This is a genomic window from Pseudomonas sp. MF08875 (genome assembly GCF_059862525.1).
Genome location: NZ_JCBCUW010000075.1, coordinates 1 through 17925, shown reverse-complemented (window position 1 = coordinate 17925; position 17925 = coordinate 1). Strand labels below are relative to the sequence as shown.

17 protein-coding genes are annotated in these 17925 nt (G+C 54.0%); 8 read left to right on the top strand and 9 right to left on the bottom strand.

The features are described from left to right. The first annotated feature begins 141 nt into the window (after window positions 1-141). The gene (locus tag AC19YT_RS26710; protein ID WP_500611304.1) at window positions 142-570 is read left to right on the top strand and encodes an acyl-CoA thioesterase; all 429 of its coding nucleotides are present in this window, start codon (window positions 142-144) and stop codon (window positions 568-570) included. Here the strand turns inward: AC19YT_RS26710 and AC19YT_RS26705 are convergent. The 8 genes from AC19YT_RS26705 to AC19YT_RS26670 form a co-directional block, all read right to left on the bottom strand. After that, window positions 567-1355: an IclR family transcriptional regulator gene (locus AC19YT_RS26705; RefSeq protein WP_096143094.1), complete on the bottom strand. Its 789-nt coding sequence runs from the start codon at window positions 1353-1355 to the stop codon at window positions 567-569. The two genes, AC19YT_RS26710 and AC19YT_RS26705, sit on opposite strands and share 4 nt — an antisense overlap. A gap of 110 nt (window positions 1356-1465) precedes the next feature. Beyond that, window positions 1466-2071, bottom strand: coding sequence for a sarcosine oxidase subunit gamma (locus tag AC19YT_RS26700; protein WP_096143095.1), 606 nt, complete (start codon window positions 2069-2071; stop codon window positions 1466-1468). A 1-nt stretch (window position 2072) separates the two neighbouring features. Further along, entirely contained in the window at window positions 2073-4970 is a 2898-nt protein-coding gene (locus AC19YT_RS26695; protein WP_096143096.1) for a 2Fe-2S iron-sulfur cluster-binding protein, read from the bottom strand. Next, complete coding sequence (locus tag AC19YT_RS26690; protein ID WP_096143097.1) at window positions 4967-5269, bottom strand: sarcosine oxidase subunit delta; 303 nt, start codon at window positions 5267-5269, stop codon at window positions 4967-4969. The genes AC19YT_RS26695 and AC19YT_RS26690 overlap by 4 nt, the downstream gene beginning before the upstream one ends. Window positions 5270-5293: 24 nt before the next feature. Further along, on the bottom strand, window positions 5294-6535 hold the full coding sequence (locus tag AC19YT_RS26685; RefSeq protein ID WP_096143098.1) for an FAD-dependent oxidoreductase: 1242 nt from the start codon (window positions 6533-6535) through the stop codon (window positions 5294-5296). Beyond that, window positions 6517-7422, bottom strand: coding sequence for a bifunctional methylenetetrahydrofolate dehydrogenase/methenyltetrahydrofolate cyclohydrolase FolD (gene folD, locus AC19YT_RS26680; protein ID WP_096143099.1), 906 nt, complete (start codon window positions 7420-7422; stop codon window positions 6517-6519). Before folD ends, AC19YT_RS26685 begins: the two co-directional genes overlap by 19 nt. Beyond that, window positions 7419-8285, bottom strand: a complete 867-nt coding sequence (gene purU / locus AC19YT_RS26675) for a formyltetrahydrofolate deformylase (protein WP_096143100.1) — start codon at window positions 8283-8285, stop codon at window positions 7419-7421. Before purU ends, folD begins: the two co-directional genes overlap by 4 nt. 327 nt (window positions 8286-8612) lie before the next feature. Then, window positions 8613-9218, bottom strand: a complete 606-nt coding sequence (locus tag AC19YT_RS26670; protein ID WP_096143101.1) for a helix-turn-helix domain-containing protein — start codon at window positions 9216-9218, stop codon at window positions 8613-8615. Window positions 9219-9512: 294 nt separating this feature from the next. Here AC19YT_RS26670 and AC19YT_RS26665 point away from each other — a divergent pair, with 294 nt between their 5' ends. The 5 genes from AC19YT_RS26665 (at window position 9513) to AC19YT_RS26645 (ending at window position 14532) form a co-directional block, all read left to right on the top strand. Continuing rightward, the gene (locus AC19YT_RS26665) at window positions 9513-9746 is read left to right on the top strand and encodes a nuclear transport factor 2 family protein (RefSeq protein WP_096143102.1); all 234 of its coding nucleotides are present in this window, start codon (window positions 9513-9515) and stop codon (window positions 9744-9746) included. Window positions 9747-10067: 321 nt separating this feature from the next. Beyond that, a complete protein-coding gene (locus AC19YT_RS26660; protein WP_229752097.1) occupies window positions 10068-10721 on the top strand; it encodes an NADPH-dependent FMN reductase in 654 nt (217 codons plus the stop codon). Between the two features lie 584 nt (window positions 10722-11305). Continuing rightward, on the top strand, window positions 11306-12925 hold the full coding sequence (locus AC19YT_RS26655) for a methyl-accepting chemotaxis protein (RefSeq protein WP_096143103.1): 1620 nt from the start codon (window positions 11306-11308) through the stop codon (window positions 12923-12925). Window positions 12926-12959: 34 nt separating this feature from the next. Further along, window positions 12960-14117: a hypothetical protein gene (locus AC19YT_RS26650; RefSeq protein WP_096143104.1), complete on the top strand. Its 1158-nt coding sequence runs from the start codon at window positions 12960-12962 to the stop codon at window positions 14115-14117. Window positions 14118-14127: 10 nt separating this feature from the next. Continuing rightward, on the top strand, window positions 14128-14532 hold the full coding sequence (locus AC19YT_RS26645; RefSeq protein WP_096143105.1) for a type 2 periplasmic-binding domain-containing protein: 405 nt from the start codon (window positions 14128-14130) through the stop codon (window positions 14530-14532). A gap of 338 nt (window positions 14533-14870) precedes the next feature. On the opposite strand, the gene AC19YT_RS26640 is transcribed toward AC19YT_RS26645, so the two are convergent. Continuing rightward, window positions 14871-15485 carry a TetR/AcrR family transcriptional regulator gene (locus tag AC19YT_RS26640; RefSeq protein WP_096143106.1) on the bottom strand — a complete coding sequence of 205 codons (615 nt, stop codon included), beginning with the start codon at window positions 15483-15485 and terminating at the stop codon, window positions 14871-14873. A gap of 498 nt (window positions 15486-15983) precedes the next feature. Here AC19YT_RS26640 and AC19YT_RS26635 point away from each other — a divergent pair, with 498 nt between their 5' ends. Both AC19YT_RS26635 and AC19YT_RS26630 read left to right on the top strand, forming a co-directional pair. Next, on the top strand, window positions 15984-17036 hold the full coding sequence (locus tag AC19YT_RS26635) for an LLM class flavin-dependent oxidoreductase (protein WP_096143107.1): 1053 nt from the start codon (window positions 15984-15986) through the stop codon (window positions 17034-17036). Window positions 17037-17341: 305 nt separating this feature from the next. Next, window positions 17342-17656 carry an EthD family reductase gene (locus tag AC19YT_RS26630; RefSeq protein WP_054895773.1) on the top strand — a complete coding sequence of 105 codons (315 nt, stop codon included), beginning with the start codon at window positions 17342-17344 and terminating at the stop codon, window positions 17654-17656. The last annotated feature ends 269 nt before the right edge of the window (window positions 17657-17925 follow it).

Here is a 17925-nt window from a genome sequence, read left to right as displayed (position 1 = left end):
CAAACGCTTCGACTTCAAATGCCCGATCGAGGTGATGGGCGAAGTGATGCAAGAAGCCGTGGTGATGCGGCATGATGCTCCCGCTTCAATTCAATAACCGTGTTGCACTCAGATCCTGCAACCGCCCACGATTTTACGCGAATGCCTGATGTAGGCGGTCCGCATATCTACCCAGTTTTAGTGTTGGACCATAATGCTCCTCCTTGCGCTCACAATTTTGAATTTCGTCCGGCAGGCGGTGCGTTACCGTTTTCAGGTGCAGCGATACCAGAGTTAATTGTCTGGGCTAGACATGTTGACGCCGAAGGCGTCGACGCCACTGTCGCGTTGATTGCACTCGCTGACTGCGTGCCGCCGGGTGTTAGTGCTTGTTTTGATACGCCCGCGTTGTTTAGCACTGTTTCTTGGGCGTTCGATTTACCAAACCCTTCAACTGTAGGTGATTGGTTTTTGATACGTACATTTAGCCTAAAAGCCGGTAACGGTTACTCTTTTCAAAGCTTAGATGTCTGGGATGAGAGTGGAGCGCAGGTATTAACGGGGCGCCAAACAGTAGCTATTTTCATCTAGCCCAATGGATTGGAATAACCTAGTTCGTTACTAATGCTCACACTGCTTGCCAGTAGTAATGCTCGAAATTGCTCTTTAACGTCCTCAGAATCCATCACAGCATCAGGGCCGGAAAGATTGATGGCGGCCACGACGTGTCCGTTATGATCTCTGATCGGCGCGGCAATTGCGGTTGAGTAATCGGATCGGTGCAATACCCAGCCCCTGTCTCGGTCTTCGCTAATCAAATTTTGTAGTTCAAGCAACGTACGCGGTGCGGGTGCTGGATAATCGTCCAGCCGGACAAGCTGGTATAACTGCCCTAGCTCTATTTCACTCAATGAGGTAAGGAGCATGCGGCCCATGGCCGTGCAATGACAGGCGATGCGCGTACCCACTGGGATGTTTACGGAAAGCCTTTGCGCGGCAAACGCCCGATACAGGTACAGGCTATCGGTCTGCTCGCGAATGCTCAGGTGGCAGGACAAAGAGGTGCGATCACGCAGTTCGTTCAGGTGCGGCATCGCTACTTCGACTAGGTCGCGACTGGCCAGATAACTGAAGCCATCGCTTATTACCCGTGCGCCGAGTTCGTACTGGGTGTTCTGCTTGTTCAGGTAACCCATGCTGGTTAACGTGAACAGAATGCGGTAAACCGCCGAGTTACTAACGCCCAGACGCTCGGCGATATCCTGCAGGCTCAGGTTGCGTGTGTGGGCGTTGAACATGCCCAGTACGCTGAGCCCGCGGGCGAGGGCGGGGACGCTGTAGTCGGCTTCCTTGGCGGACACTTCCGCTATGTTCATGGATACTCCTTGATAACGACCTTTCTACTATCTGTGGCTCCATGGTTTGCAGGCGGTCACATCATTGAAATCGCCACTGCCGGCAAACGGAGTTGCTGCAGGGATAGAGCTCACTGAAGTGTCTCTATCTTCAGCTCCTGCCCATCGAATTCGGCCATGGCATCCAGTACAGCGCCTTTGAAGTACGCAAGCGACGCGCGGTCGAAGAGGATCTGGAACGCCGGCTGCCCTATCGATCCAAGGTTGATCACGATCACGTTGATGCGCGCTGCAGAGGTCTGCGCAACGGCGCCTGGCGGGAACGCGGCAGGACGCAGGTCGACGCCGCAGAGCTTGGCCATGACCTCGGCGATGGACACGCCGCTCAAGTGAAGCCAGGCATGGCTGTCCTCCCGGGGCAGCAGATAGTTGGCGCTGTGATCCAGCTCCCAGCGCGCTTCCTCATCGGCGATGCGTTCGCCACGGTCCTGAAGACTGCCGAGGATCAGGTATTCAGTCTGTGACAGACGCGCCACATAGCTGCCATCGGCCTGAGTGATCGCCCGGTTCGGCGCATCCGGCAGGCTGAAGCCCCGGGCCTGCAAGTAATCGGCGCTCTGCTGACCGCGAAAGCCAACCCTCGGCACTTCGGTCAGGTCGACCAGCACACATTGTTGTAGAGCGCCGAGCTGAAGTGGAGCGGGTTCGATGTAGCTTTCTGTGTTGAGGCTCGACATGTCAGAGCTCCTGGCGCTGGTTTTCAGGATCGAAGAAAGGCAGTTTCACCACGGTGGCCTGGACTATCACGCCGTCCTCGACACGAATCGAAATCTGCTGCCCTGGCTGGCTTTGATCGAACGCGGCGTAGGCCAGACCGATGATCTTGTCCAGGGATTGCGAGTACTCGCAGGACGTCACGTTGCCGCTGATGTCCCGACCGCTGAGCACCAGATGGCCTTCCAGCGGTTGCGGACTGGCCTTGGGCAGCGTGAAACCCACCAGTTTGCGTTTCTGCGGCTGGGCTTCGAGGATGTCCACCGAGCGGCGGCCTACGAAGAACGGCTTGGTACGGCTCACCGCCCAACCCATGTCGATCTCGCCCGGATGGGTCATGCCGTCGGTGTCCTGACTGATGATCACGTGGCCCTTCTCCAGACGCAGCAGGCGTTGGGTTTCGACGCCGAACGGGCGGATATCGAAGGCTTTGCCGGCTTCCATCAATGCGTCCCACAGCTTCAATGCGTGACGAGCGGGAACGTGGATTTCATAGCCCAGTTCGCCGACGAAACCGACCCGCAGCAAGCGCGCCTTGATCCCCGCCACAGTGCCCTGACGCACACCCAGATAAGGAAAACCTTCAGCCGAAAGATCCAGATCCTGGCAGACCTTTTCCAGCACTTTGCGTGAATCCGGTCCTGCCACGTTGACCGCCGAAATCGCCGCCGTGACGTTGGCGATGTCCACATTCAGGCGCCACTGTGCGTTCCACTTGAGCATTTGCTGATAGATGCGATCAACGCCGCTGGTGGTGGCGGTGACGTAAAAATGGTGCTCGCCGAAGCGTGCGCACACGCCATCGTCAATGACCACGCCGTGCTCGTTGGTCATCAGCGCATAACGGGAGCGACCAATCGGCTGCTTGAGGAAGGCGAAGGTATACATGCGGTTGAGCAATTCGGCGGCGTCCGGACCGCGCACGTCCAGACCGCCCAAGGTCGATACGTCGATGATGCCGACCTTGTTGCGCACGCGCAGCGCTTCGGCCTGCATGCATGCCTCACGCTCGGTGGTCTTGCCGTAATAAGCCGGACGCTGCCAGATGCCGGCGGGCATCATTTTCGCGCCAGCCTCCACATGCCGTTTGTGCATTGGCGTCTGCCGGTAGGGGTCAAACGCACGCCCTGCGACGTGGGCCAGCTTCTCGGCCTCAAAGGGCGGACGAGCTGTGGTGACGCCGGTTTCGCTGATGCTGCGCTGGGTCGAAGCAGCAACCAGTCGCGCTGTCGGCAATGCCGAATGACGCCCCTGGGATGGGCCCATTCCTACAGTGGAGTAGCGCTTGACCAGTTGCACGTCGCGGTAGCCGATTTTGGTGGCGTTGATGATGTCGCGCACTTGCAGGTCTTCATCGAAATCGACGAAATCCTTGCCTTTGGGGTGCGGGAAGATCGGCCACGGGAAGTTGACCTGCGCTTCAGGGCGCATCGCCAGCGGCTTGGCGGCCAGATCCAGATCAAGCGCCATGACGATATCGGCAGCGGCATGAATGGCGTCGGCCAGCACGTTGTCCAGCGCGTGATAGCCGTGGGCCGAGCCCGCAACGCTGAGGTTTTTCGGCAGACCGCTGAGGTTGAACTCCGCCAGTTGGTCGTCGTAGGCCAGCTTACCACCGGCCTGACACAGCAGCTGATAGACCGGCATGTAGCCGCCGGACATGCACAGCAGATCGCAATCGACAACCAACCCGCTGCCGGCGACCTGACCTTGCCCGGTGATCGTGCGGATGTCGGCGCCGCTGACGTGATGCATGCTTTTTTCGTGCAGCGCCTCAAAAACCGTGCTGCCGAGATGGCAGGTGATGCCGCGCTTTTCCAGCGCCAGCAGCAGTGCGCGGTCGGCGGGGTTCCTGCGCATGTCCACCAGCGCAGCCACTTCTACGCCCTGATCGTGCAGGTCCAGCGCGGCCAGATAACCGTCATCGTTGCCCGTCAGCACCACAGCGCGCTTGCCCGGCTTGACTGCGTAGAGCTTCATCAGGCGTTGCGCGGCACTGGTCAGCATCACGCCAGGCAAATCGTTGTTACGAAAAATCACCGGCTGGTCGAACGAACCACTGGCGATCAGGCATTGCGTGGCGCGCACTTTGTACATGCGCTTGCCCTGAATCACCGGCAGGTAGTTGTCAGTGAACCAGGCGTTGCAAGTGGATTTTTTCAACACGCGAATGTTGGCGTGGCCTTCGACGGCGCTGACCAGTTCACGGCGCACGGTCTCGGCGCGAGTGCCTTCGAGATCGAAGCGGGCGTAAGTCAGCGAGCCGCCGAGGACCGGCTGTTGCTCAATCAGCAGCACTTTGGCGCCAGCGTTGGCGGCAGTCAGTGCGGCCTGAAGACCGGCAGGGCCTGCGCCGATCACGGCCAGATCAGCGAACAAATAGGCTTTGTCGTAATACTCGGGCTGGAATTTCAGATCGAGCACGCCCAGGCCGGCCTTCTTGCGAATGATCGGCTCCCAGAGTTTCCACGCGCCCTTCGGCTTGTAGAACGAGCGGTAATAAAAGCCCACCGGCATGAACTTGGAGAACTTGCCGAGGTAAGCGTCCTTGTCGTTGTCCAGCGAGCCGTTGAAGTTCTGCCCGGTGACCTGCACGCCGCTTTCCAACAAGTGACTGTCGGCCAGCACGTTGGGCTCGCTGGGCAACTGCACCAACGTGTTGGCGTCTTGCCCGGCCATGGTCAGGGGGCCGCGTGGTCGGTGGTATTTGAACGAGCGAGACAGCAGAAAGCGGCCGTTGGCAAGCAGGGCGCTGGCGATGCTGTCGCCGGCAAAGCCCTGATACGGCTTGCCATCGAAACTGAAATCCAGCGGCTGACTGCGGTCGATTAACAGACCCATGGGGGCGGGAAGGCGGCTCATCGGGCGGTCTCCTTGGCAGCGACGACGAACTCGACGCGCTGGCTGAACAGCTCTTTGGGATCGAAGGTGAGCAGGATTTCGTCGCTGCCGGTGTGACGCTCGGCCAGGAACCAATAGCTGGACGGGTTGTGAATCCACCATTCGCGAACCACACCCAGAACGTCTTCGCTGTTGAACACGTAATCGGCCCACTCGGCGTCGCTGCAGGTCTGAGGATCGGGCATCTGCTTGAACTCGCCGCCGTAGGTGAATTCGCTGATATTGCGCGGCCCGTTGAGCGGGCAAGTCATGATTTTCATCTCTCTCTCCTTACTCAATGGCGGTCAGTGACTGGCCGCTGTCGCGCCCATTTCGTTGACTTGCTGGAAGGTCGAAAACCGCTCCAGACCGAACGGTCTAATCAGTTCCGGCACCTTGCCGCCGCTGGATACAAGCTCAGCCATAGTCTTGCCGCAGATCGGCGTGGCCTTGAAACCCCAAGTGCCCCAGCCAGCGTCCAGGTAGTAATTCTTCACCGGCGACAGGCCCATGATCGGGCTGTAATCCGGGGTCATGTCGGTGATCCCGGCCCACTGGCGCATCAGCTTGGCGTTGGCCAGGAACGGGAACATTTCGATGGCGTGGGCCAGCAGGCTTTCTTTCAGATCGAGTGTCGAGCGGGTGTTGAACAGCGGGTAGGGATCGGAGCCGCCGCCGAACACCACTTCGCCACGGCTGGTCTGTTGCACGTAGCAGTGCAGGGCGGACGAACTCACCAGCGGGTCGAGGAACGGCTTGAACGGCTGGGTGACCATGGCTTGCAGCGGGAAGGTCTGGATCGGCGAGCGAATCCCGGCCTTCTTCATCAGCTGCGAGCTCATGCCTGCGACGGCCTGAACCGCGCAGCCGCACTTGATGGTGCCGCGATTGGTTTTAACCGCCGTGATGGTGCCGTTTTCGATGACCAGTTCCTGAACTTCAGTGAGCTGATGAATCTCCACGCCACGCTTGGCCGCCTGCTTGGCGTAACCCCAGGCCACGGCATCGTGCCGCGCCGTGGCGCCGTCGATGTGCCACAGGCCGGCAAGTACGGGGATGTGCCCCGGATCAAGGTTGAGCGACGGCACCAGTTCGCGAATCTGCTGGCGGTCGATCATCTCGGTGCGACCTCCGAAGTGTTTGTTGACCTCGGCGCGCTGACGAAACGAACGCACAGTGGCGTCGGTGTGGGCCAGGGTCAGCTGGCCCCGGTGCGAATACATGATGTTGAAGTCGAACTCGTTGGAGAGGCCTTCGAACATGCGCACCGATTCGGCGTAGAAACGCACGCCTTCGCTGGTCAGGTAATTGGAGCGGATCACGGCGGTGTTTCGCGCCGTGTTGCCGCCACCCAGATAGCCTTTTTCCAGCACCGCGATGTTGGTGATGCCGTGGTATTTCGACAGGTAGTACGCGGTGGCCAGGCCATGGCCGCCGCCACCGATGATCACCACGTCGTAGGAGGATTTGAGTTCTTTCGGCGCAGGCAGATCGACCTCGACCGGGTATTCCGAGCTGAGCCCGTATTTCAGGAGATTGAAAGGCATACGGCCTCCAAGGGGCTGCTGTGCAATTGGGACTGCTGAACGGCAGCGGTCACGGTGTTTTTCATCAGGAAGGCGATTGTCATCGGCCCGACGCCACCCGGCACCGGGGTGATCGCCGAAACCTGGGGCAGGGCGCTGTCGAAATCGACGTCACCCACCAGGCGGCTGCGGCCGTCTTCTTCAATACGGTTGATGCCGACGTCGATGACCACTGCACCTGGCTTGAGCCAGCTGGCGTCGATCATCCGTGGACGGCCGACGGCGGCGACGACGATGTCGGCCTGACGACACAGAGCCTTGGCGTCGACACTGCGTGAATGCACCACGGTCACCGAGCAATGGGCCTTGAGCAGCAGGGCTGCCATGGGTTTGCCGACGATGTTCGAGCGGCCGATGACCACTGCGTGCTTGCCGCTCAGGTCACCGCAGGCGTCTTCGAGCAACCGCATGCAGCCGCTGGGCGTGCAGGGCGTCAGCACATCGCGCCCCTGGCTCAGGCCGCCGACGTTTTCGCTGTGAAAACCGTCGACGTCCTTGCCCGGCGCGATGGCCTGCAGGACACGGGTTTCTTCGATGTGTGCAGGCAGCGGCAACTGCAGGAGGATGCCGTTGACGCCGTCGTCTGCGTTCAGTTCGGCGATCAGCTTGAGCAGCTGCGCTTGGGAGGTGTCTGTGCTCAGGCGGTACTCCAGCGAGCGGATCCCGGCCTCTTCAGCGCGCAGGATCTTGTTGCGCACGTAGACCTGACTGGCCGGGTCCTGACCCACCAGAATCACTGCCAGCGCAGGCTCGATGCCTTCGAGTTTCAGGTTTTGCACGTCGGCTTTGACGTGGGCGAGTACGCGGGCGGCTGCGGCTTTGCCATCGATTATTTTGGAAGTGCTCACCGGAAGATCACCGTTCTGTCCTTATTGAGGAAAACCCGGTGCTCCAGGTGGTATTTCACCGCCTTCGACAAGGCAACGGTTTCGGTGTCACGACCGGTGGCGACGAGATCATCCGGCAGATACACGTGATCCACGCGCTGCACTTCCTGTTCGATGATCGGGCCTTCGTCCAAGTCGCTGGTGACGTAATGGGCGGTGGCGCCGATCAGCTTCACGCCGCGCTCGTAAGCCTGGTGGTAAGGCTTGGCACCTTTGAAACCAGGGAGGAACGAGTGGTGAATGTTGATGGCCCGGCCTGACAGTTGCTTGCAGAGGTCATCGGAGAGGATCTGCATGTAGCGGGCGAGGACCACCAGATTGGTGTCGGTCTCGTCGACCACTCTCATCAGCGCTGCTTCCTGCTGGGCCTTGGTGTCCTTGGTCACCGGCAGGTAGATGAAACGAATGCCTTCGCGCTCGGCCATGGGGCGCAGGTCGAGGTGGTTGGAAACGATGGCGGTGATGGTCATGTCCATCTCGCCCTTGTGGTAGCGGTAGAGCAGGTCGGTGAGGCAGTGATCGAACTTGCTCACCATGAGCAGCACACGCATGGGCGCGCGGGTGTCGTGCAGTTCCCACTGCATATCGAACGCCTTGGCCACGTCTTCGAAACCGGCCTTGAGCTGGGCGATGTCGCCGGCGTGACCGTCGTTGAAACGGAACACCGCGCGCATGAAGAATTTGCCGCTGAATTCGTCGTCGAACTGCGCCATTTCACCGATGTAGCAGCTGTTGCCCGCCAGGTACGAGGTGACCGCCGCAACGATGCCGGAGGTCGCCGGACAGCTGATCTTGAGAATGAAATGGTTCTTTTCGTGTTGCATGGCATGTCCTCTGGAAGATGGCGGCAGTTCAGCAAATGGCTAACGATCAGCGCGAGAAATTCAGGGGTGAACAGGTAATTCGTGGATGAATAAAATTTCCTATCAGGAATTAAATATTCTCAAAGACTGTTTTATAGGCGAAAGGAAATGACCCGTCCAGAGGTTTCTGGAAACATTTTTAACTGGTGGGAATTATTGACTGGCTATGCTCTGTGGGAGCGCGGCGCTGAGCTGTAGCAAGCCGGCTTGCCAGCGACAGCGATTATGAAGGCGCGATCGTCGGTAAGCAGGACTGCCCGGGGATGGGGTGTGTAGCGATGAAAGGTTTTATTCCGCTGAACCGCCGTAATTCATGATCGACAACAACCGTATCGGCACCTGCACCAGTTCTTCCGGCCCATGAGGGATGTCGCCGTCGAAGGTCAGGCTGTCGCCCGCTTCCATGTGATACAGCTGATTGCCGTGGCGATACACCAGTTCGCCTTCCAGCAGATGCAGGAACTCCGTGCCCGGGTGAGAGAAGGTCGGAAATTCTTCGCTGGCGTCGTCCATGGTCACCATGTATGCCTCGAAACTCTTCTTCGGCCCGCGGGTGTGGTTGAGCAGGTGGTAGGTGTGGCCCTTCTCGGTGCCGCGTCGCACTACTTCCAGTCCTTCGTCATGCTTGACAAGCAGGGCGCTACTGCCTTGCTGGTCGTACTGGCTGAACAGCTTGGACATGGGCATGCCAAGCACGTCGCACAAGCGGCTCAGGTTATCCAGACTGGTGGAGACCTGAGCATTCTCGATTTTACTCAACATGCCCTGGCTGATTCCTGCGATGCGCGCAACATCGGACAGCTTCAATTCCTGCGCTTGCCGCTGACGCTTGATTTGGATACCCAGATATTGCTCAAGCTTCAACTTCGGTTGTTGTTCTACGGGCGTATTCATCGGGTATGCACGGTTTCCGTTCAATAAAATTAAATTCGCACCAGGAATGTGCGATTTGATTTATGGCTGCTCTATCTGCGACAGGATTATTCCCCTAGTGAAAACGATTTTCACATATGCAGAGCGGAAATTCCCCTTTATCAGCCTTTTTTTGCGCGCATTGCCGAGTTGGCAAGAGGCTTGCATTCCTGTTGAGAAAATAAGTTTCCTGCTTGGAATAAATAGCCACCAGGCAACAGAACTCTCATGCGTAGTTTTTCACCAGGAGTGAATGAATAGGATGTCGGGACGACTTTGCGTGGTCGCGATACGATCAGAGCTGCACTCGCCAAACGGTTCGCAGACTCTCCCGATATTCAGTGGACTGAAGGAAAAAACTGGATTATTGGCAACAAAGCACTCAGTGAGTGGCGTGTTCGTGGCACTGCTCCGGGGGGCGCTAACATCGATATAGTCGGCTGCGATCTATGGGAGTTTGAAGACGGGCTTATCGTCAAGAAAGACACCTACTACAAACAGAAAACATGATCGCAATGCTTCCTGCTAGTGACTGAAGCGCTAAGCTGTTGAGTTTATTTTAAAAGTGCCTCAGCAGTATGCGCAACAATGGTCACGAGCGGGATTGTTGTAGGCGAATTAAATATGCTTATTGGCAGTCAGTGCGCTTAATGGAATTGCGGGCGTGTGTTCACGACTCTTATGAAATGTCGATGAGCTTGTGGCTGTTGCTTGTAGTGGCCTGTCTCATATGAAATTAGCATTTGTAACGCTACTCCTGACGCGGGGAGCGGGTTTGAGTGATTCTATTTCTGAATAAATATCTACATCTTAACTAAGCGGATGATGACAATGCAAAAAATAATTAGAGAGGCAACACAAAACCTGTATGTGGATCCTGCTAACGCGGCCAAGACGGGGGATAGCTATATGTGTGAAGCGTCGCCCCAATTGATAATTGGCATTGGCGGTACAACCCGACCAGGCTCGTCGACAGAGCGAGCGTTGCGCATGGCATTAAAGGCAGCTGAGGAGCAGGGCGCGCGGACGATACTTTTTGACGGTCCTTTCCTTGCCTCCCTTTCCATGTATGACCCAGCTTCGGAACGTAGCGACGCAGAAAGAGAGTTGATCGAGGCTGTACGTAGTGCTGATGGACTAATTATTGCTAGCCCTGCTTACCACGGCGGCGTATCAGGTTTGGTGAAAAACGCGCTCGACCTGCTTGAAGAGACGTCTAAGGATACACGTCCGTATCTACATGGCCGACCGGTAGGACTGATTGTGACGGCGTATGGTTGGCAAGCAACTGGCGCTACCCTGGCTTCTCTGCGCACCATCGTTCACGCTCTGCGTGGTTGGCCGACACCATTTGGCGCTGGTTTTAACACCTTAGAGTCTCGATTCAGTGATGATGGGAGTTGTTCCGATGGTTCGGCTGCCAACTTGCTGGCACTGGTGGCGCAGCAAGTAATGAGCTTCAGTTTTCTTGATAAGAAAGCATAAGTAGTGGCCGTTTTTCCAAGTTCACAATAGTTCGATGGAGTACCGTATCGTTTATTCGTATGCAGGGCTATCGACAGGAGCATGTCAAGCTATGGCTGCCGATGGCAATCAAAGCTGATAATCCTTGTCGTATGCCATCATTTGGATGACTACGTGCGACCGAATGTCCAAGCACATAGCGTCGCCATGCTTAAAAGCATAGTTTTCGGTGCCTGCATTTAAATATATATTGTTGGTCTCGGTTACCAAGGGTGTTATTGGTTTTGATTGAGAGCGGCCGAAGAGTCGAGGGTTTATTTTTGTTGATGAGTACTCCATTGAGCCAAGACGATGGATGGAGTGTATAACCTCAATAAAAAATACCATAGCCTGTAGCCGGTGGCGTATTGATTCAGAATACTGGGCCTCATCGCTGCGTCGCTTGCGAGATATTAAAATATTTGTTGGTGCTCGATAAAGGGGCACCCATGTGTTGCCGCGGTGTAGGTGCGCACGCGTGCATATTTTCCATCTTGCGTTAATAACAATCACATAAGTTGATTGTTCTTCTGCTCTGCGATGCGTCCTGAAGGGGAACTGTATTAATGCTCAAAAATATATCGTTAATGTTTAAGCTCTCTTTGCCGCCAGCTGCGGCGCTTATTGGCTTGCTGCTGTTCGTAGCCTATACGGCCCTCCAGCTTGATAATAATGATGTCCGGCTCGTGACCCTGGAAGAACGAAGCTATCCGACTCTTGAAAATGCCGATGCGGTGATTTTCCAATTTTCCCGCGTGCCTGGCCTTCTTAATAACGCGGTCTCCGCTGGAGAAATGGGAACCTTTAACGATGCGCAAAAAGTTCTGGCGGAGATTGGTGTTAAGCAGCGAGCACTGCAAAATTTAACCCAAGAGCAACCTCCGCGAAATGAAGAACTGATCGCATGGATTGCCGCCGTAAAACGCTATACCGAAAATGCATTTTCGGCCACCGAGCTATTGTTAAAAGGTGCAGCTTTTGAGGATCTGCGCCCAAGCCTGGACCGTATGGCAAGCGATTTGGATCAAGCGGAAAAAGCAGGGGATTTATTTCGTAGCCACGCCTATGAGGATTTCCATACCAACCTATCGAAAACTCGTACCGAGAACGTTACGACCACTCGAGTGGGGTATGGTCTGAGCATAATCCTGGCTTTATTGGTAAGCATTGGTTCGGCAATGGTGATTCACCGAGTCATGAGCAACGTTCATGGCGTGATCACATCCCTTCGATCTATTGCCAGCGGAGACGGCGACCTCACTCGCCGCGTCAACGTCGAAACACACGACGAAATAGGAGTGATGATCAAGCTTTTCAACAGTTTCCTCGATAAGTTGCAGGTCACCATGCGGCAAATCATTGATGCTGCCGGTCCGTTGGAGCAAATGTCCAAAGACTTGTATCACCTGACCCAGGACACTGAAGAAAACGCACGCTCGCAAGAAGGCCACACCGACTCTATCAGCCGCGACATTTCTGCAATGACGCAAAGCATTCAGGAAGTGGCTCACCGCTCTCAGCAAGCCTCAGAAGTGGCGGCCGCTGCCTCCAAACAAGCAGAAACTGCACGGCAGAATATAGATAATTTGTCTTCCAGCATCAGTGACTTGGGCGGTAGTGTTTTGGGATCGGTGCAAGCGATGCAGCAGCTGGAAGAGGAGACGCAGCAGGTAGGCTCGGTACTAACAGTGATACGCAGCATTGCTGAACAAACAAATTTGCTGGCGCTCAACGCCGCTATCGAAGCTGCCCGGGCTGGCGAGCAGGGTCGTGGATTTGCCGTGGTGGCTGATGAGGTGCGCAATTTGGCCCAAAAAACAGCCATTTCAACGGCAGAAATTCAAACGATCATTCAGCGTTTGCAACTCAGTGCAAATGGTGTTTTGAACGTCATGACGCTCAACGGGGAAAAAGCTGAAGCGAGTATTGAGCGTTCCGTTGAGGCTACTCATACCCTTGAAGTCATCGCTAAATCCGTTCGTCAGATCGATGTGCTCAACGCAGGTATCGCTCAATTTACCCAAGAGCAGATCAGTCTATCTAAGTCGATTCAGAACGATACCGAAGTTCTTCAGACAGACACCCAAACAACCACCCATGGGGCCGACGCAATCGCGCGTTTAGGCGAGCAGTTAGTCAGCACCGGAAATGATTTGCGCGCGTCAACAGCGCAATTTCGTGTCTAACCTAACCCTTGCAATTAAAAAGAGCACCACGAGAATGAAAAGATTTCGGCTCCTCAACCTTGTAGCGTGTCTAGTGACTACTTCTTCCTACGCGCTGGAACAAGGTGAGTATCGACTAAACGGGTTTGGTAGCGCAGGTATCACCCATCTTGGCGGAGAGGAAAATGGACGTACTTATGGTGTCGCCGGGCAGACAAATGACTCGTGGCGCGGTGATCAATTGTCCAAATTAGGCGGCCAGATTCAATACGGCGTTACTGATACTATCGGATTGACTTTTCAAGCCACCGTCAAGCCCGAACAAGATAACTGGAAAGCTAATCTAGAATGGGCGTATATATCTTGGCAAGCGAATGACCGTTTGATTTTACGCGCTGGTCGCCTTCGTAACCCTGTGTATATGTACTCGGAAACGCTGGATGTTGGTTTTACCTATCCGTGGCTGCGTCTGCCGGACGAAGTCTATAGCCAAGTCCAGCTAAGCAACTACGAAGGTGCTGATGCCGTCTATACAATCCCGTTATCATTCGGGGCGCTGACTTTTCAAGTCGCGGGAGGGCAAGCCGTCAACCGTAATATTTTTGGGCTAGATAAACTTTTTGACATCGATTACAAAAAGATTTTCGCCTCCAATGTCAGTCTTGCTACTAATGGTTTTGGAACATTGCGTGTCGGCTATACTGAAGCAGATATTGACTCGGACTATAATGCCGTTGTTACGACTTCACCTGATGAGCGCTCAAATGTCAGCTTTGGCAGCTTAAATAAGCAAAAAGGTAAGTTTACGTCTGTTGGCTATCAATATGACAACGGCACCTGGTTAACCTCGAATGAGCTTACACGTCGCGTTATCGAAGCGGATGGTGAGGACGCCAGTAAAGCATTTTATTTAATGGGCGGGCGCCGTTTTGGCGATTTTCTGGTGCACACCACCTACGCACAATTGGACGAAGGTAAGGGGCGTCAGAGTTCTTGGACATATGGTTTGAATTACAACATCACACCTAGCGTTATTGTAAAAGGGGAGTATAAGCGAGTCGATACCAGCGGAAAATTCAATGGGGTTTTTAACGAAAGTGCTCAAGAGAGCTACGATCATGCGGCCTATGCCGCAACTAATGGGGTTTCGGGTAGCCCGTCACGAAACTATGATGGTGATATTATCAGCGTCGGTGTGGATTTTGTATTTTAAGGAGAGCTTCATGAAACTTTCTGTTATTGCTCTCAGCGTTTACAGCGTTATATTCGCTGCCAGTTCAGTATGGGCCGACGTCGCGGTCATCGTAAATCCAAACGTCATTACCGCGCCCTCTCAATCGGACGTGGCGAACGTTTTCTTGGGGAAAGACAAGACCCTAAAGGGTGTCGACCAAAAAGACTGGGGCCCCATCAAAGAAAAGTTCTACAGCGCTGTCACCAGTAAAAATGAATCGCAGTTGAAGTCATACTGGTCAGGCCTGGTGTTCACTGGAAAAGGTCAACCATTGACAAGCGTCTCTGACGACGCAGCTGTAATTGCAAAAGTTAGCGTGGAACCTGATACCATTGGTTATGTCGACAATACTTCTGTCACAGATAAAGTTAAAGTATTGTTCACGCTTCCCTAGACAGATTGATCCTGGCAATGTGGGCGGTTAAGTAAAGATCTTTGCCAACCATGTTGTCAGTTTTTACATTACTTCAGTATCGTGTGCCGTCATAAATCGCCAATGTGGAATCTTAAATTCAGGTTTGAGAATGCACCTGACGCACATACTTATTCCCTTGTTGCGAAACATATTGGAAAGGTGTTGATTAAGTTTTGAAGTTAAAGTTTGGGTTGTTGCGCCGCTATTTTGTTCTCTTTTGATCTGAACAAGGTGTGTGCATGCCACCGCCGCTATCTAGGTAGCGGTGCAATGCCATGTACACAAGTGAGCGGTCCTTGTTTTCACCTTTAACCCAGTCAAGAGCTTTCAATGAGCTGATAATCTTGCAGGATTTTTCCCATATGGGAGGCCACGACTTTCTTGAGTCGTGGTGTATTAAAATACTCTGGTTCAAGCACTGCTTGCAGACCTAATCCGTCGATAAGGCTGATCGTAAGGTCCGTCCACAGTCGCACATCCAGCTGAGGAGGTATCTCTTGGCTGCGCTGAGCCGCTCGCAAAAGACCATTAATAAGATTGCGCCACTCCGCGTAGCGGTTATGAAGCTCTTGGGCCAATGCTGTTTTGCCCAATGACTGCCCCCAGAATGCTATCCAGACGCGCCACTCGAGCCTGCGCTCATCATCTAGCGGCAATACTTCAAGGAGAACCGCATGTAGTGTCTTTAGCTGGGATCCGCTAGACAAATGCGATGCCATCCTTTTCGCTGCGGCAATATGTACCTGACGCAATGCCGCCACCAGGATGTCATCCTTGCTAGCGAAGTGATGCGTCACGAGGCCGGCAGTACAACCTACTTCTATCGCAATTCTGCGAATTGTCGCCGCTTCCAAACCCTCCGTTGCCACGACCTGCCAAGTGGCTGCCAGCACCTCGCTACGACGTTCCTCGTGATCAATTACCCTTGGCATGAATTACTCCAATCTGGTTTCGCAGAATTCTTCTTAAGATAAAAATTTGTATTCGACCACGCAGTGGCATGACCATATAACGCGAAAAGCGTGAAATTGATATTTTCGCTCAATTCAACAGTGATCACAAAAAGGCGTACCAAGGGGGCGGGTGCGCAAAATTTTGTCGTCGCAGCATACTGCATCCCCCGAGTTAGACGCTATCGCCCCTGTTCCTAGATCTCCACCCGGCAGCACTTCTGACACATTTTGGCCATTATACCTTTATGCGTTTTTAACAAAACAGATGTTGCGCAAAAAAAAGCACTGTGCAAGGATGCATAACAGGTGTTTTGCAAAAACAGCCGATTTCGGCGTTGTTATCTCACCTCCGCGTATTGGGGCAGAGGTGGGCCGCGATTTTGCGATTAGCCATTTTTTCTGCCCCGCGCTGGTGCGGCGGCCGCGTTAAGCAATTTTGGTCATCTCGACCTAAACCTAACAGTGCGAGGAACGTAAATGAAAATCGGCATACTCTCCGACGGTGCGTTGGCTGGTACACCGCCACAACAAAAAATGCATGACATGATCCGCGAGGCGGTACGTGCGGACGAGCTAGGTTTTTATTGCTGGGGCACCTCTGAAGCCCACTTCATTGATGGTCCGACCATCTCAGCCCCCGACGCGCTCTATGGCGCTGTTGCAGCGCTTACCAAAGACATCATTATTCGGTACATGGCTGTAACGATCCCATTCCACAATCCAATTACAGTAGCAGAGCGCCTGGCCACGCTTGACATATTGTCGAAAGGGCGGGCTGAGCTTTGTACGGCGCGCGGTAACAACAAGCTCGTAATGCAAGCATTCGGTGTCAAGCCGTCCGAGACTAGGGATCGGTGGAAAGAGGCCATAACCATTATTGGCCAGGCTTTGACAAAAGGCGTTGTGTCAAACTCTGATGGTCAGTATTGGCCTTTTGAAGAGGTTAAGGTTAACCCGAGGGCGTTGCAAAAACCTTCTCCCCATCTGTTCTCCGTAAGTTCTGGCCCCGAGTCTCACAAATTGGCAGCTGAGTACGGTGTTGGAATTCTTACCTTTGACAATTTTTTCGGGTGGGACTACGTGGACGAATGCATCGGTGCTTACCGCGATTCAATCGGAAGTGCTAAACCCGTGAATGGCCAAGTAAACAATTCTTATGGCTATTATGTACCAATCGTTCATTGCGCAAAAGATCGGGCGACCGCGATGGCGGAAGTACGGATGAGGGCTTACGGCTATGTCCAGTTCATTCTGGATATCTACTTGCCTCTGGCGAAAGAATCTTCATACGAATACTTTGGTGGTATCCAGAAGATTGAGGAATATAAGCGCAATCTTGAGAAGCTTATAGAACTTAGTCCATCCATTATGGTGGGCACGCCTGATGATATTATTGAATCTCTGAAGGCGCTCGAGAGACGCGGAGTGGATGAGGTCATTTTGACTGTTGATGCGATGACCCACGAACAGCACATGCAGACTCTCAATCTTCTGGGAGAGCACGTTCTTCCTCATTTTCATAAGAATTGAGTAGACCCCATCAGGTAAGAAAGTCTCGCGCCTGTTATTGGGGGACCTAGTTGCCACATCGATTTTCGAGTCAAGCTAAAGAGCTGAAATTTCTGGCTGCGTGCGCGGTTGTGTATAGGGTTCGCAGCGCTGTAAGGCAATGAGGTCGATGTGGAGTAAAGCGGTGATGTTATAAGGCGAAACTGGGCAGTTGACGGTCTTGAACAGTGCACGGGTAAGCGTTTATGCCCGAATACTGACTGTCAATGATCTTAAGGGAGCCGTTGTCATATAAAGATCTACCATTAATAGAGCGAGGATAATCCATGTACCAAATTATAGTGCTTTATGGCGTTCCAACGGATTCAGAAGCGTTCGATCAGTATTACAAAGATGTTCATATTCCACTGGTCCAGAAAATGCCGCATCTGAAAAGCTTCTCTGTTAGTGAGGGCCCTATAACCATCATTGGTGGCGGAGGTCCTTACTATCGTATCGCCTTGCTAGGTTATGAAGATCTCAAGTCGTTAGAAGACTCTCAGTACTCGTCTGAGGGGATGAAGGCATCAATGGACGCGGCCAATTTCGCAACCGGGGGCATGACTGCGTTGGTAATGGAAGTCAAAGATAGCCTTCAGTAACGAGCCAGACCGTGACCGCACTGAGCTTCTCTTCGGTGCGGTCATGTATTGGTGACTTTATTGCCGCTGCAATGTCCGATAGCGGTCAAACGTGGATCATGACCTGATGAGGGTTCAACGCGATCGGCGTTCTTGTCTCTAAGGATGCTCCGATCAACTTGCTGCGCGGCGGCCGCAAGTCGTAATTTGCACGGCACGCAGCGCTATTTGCTCAAAACGACCTGATGCAGTGTTCATCGAGGGCGTTTTTCGCCCGGTTTTCCATGTTA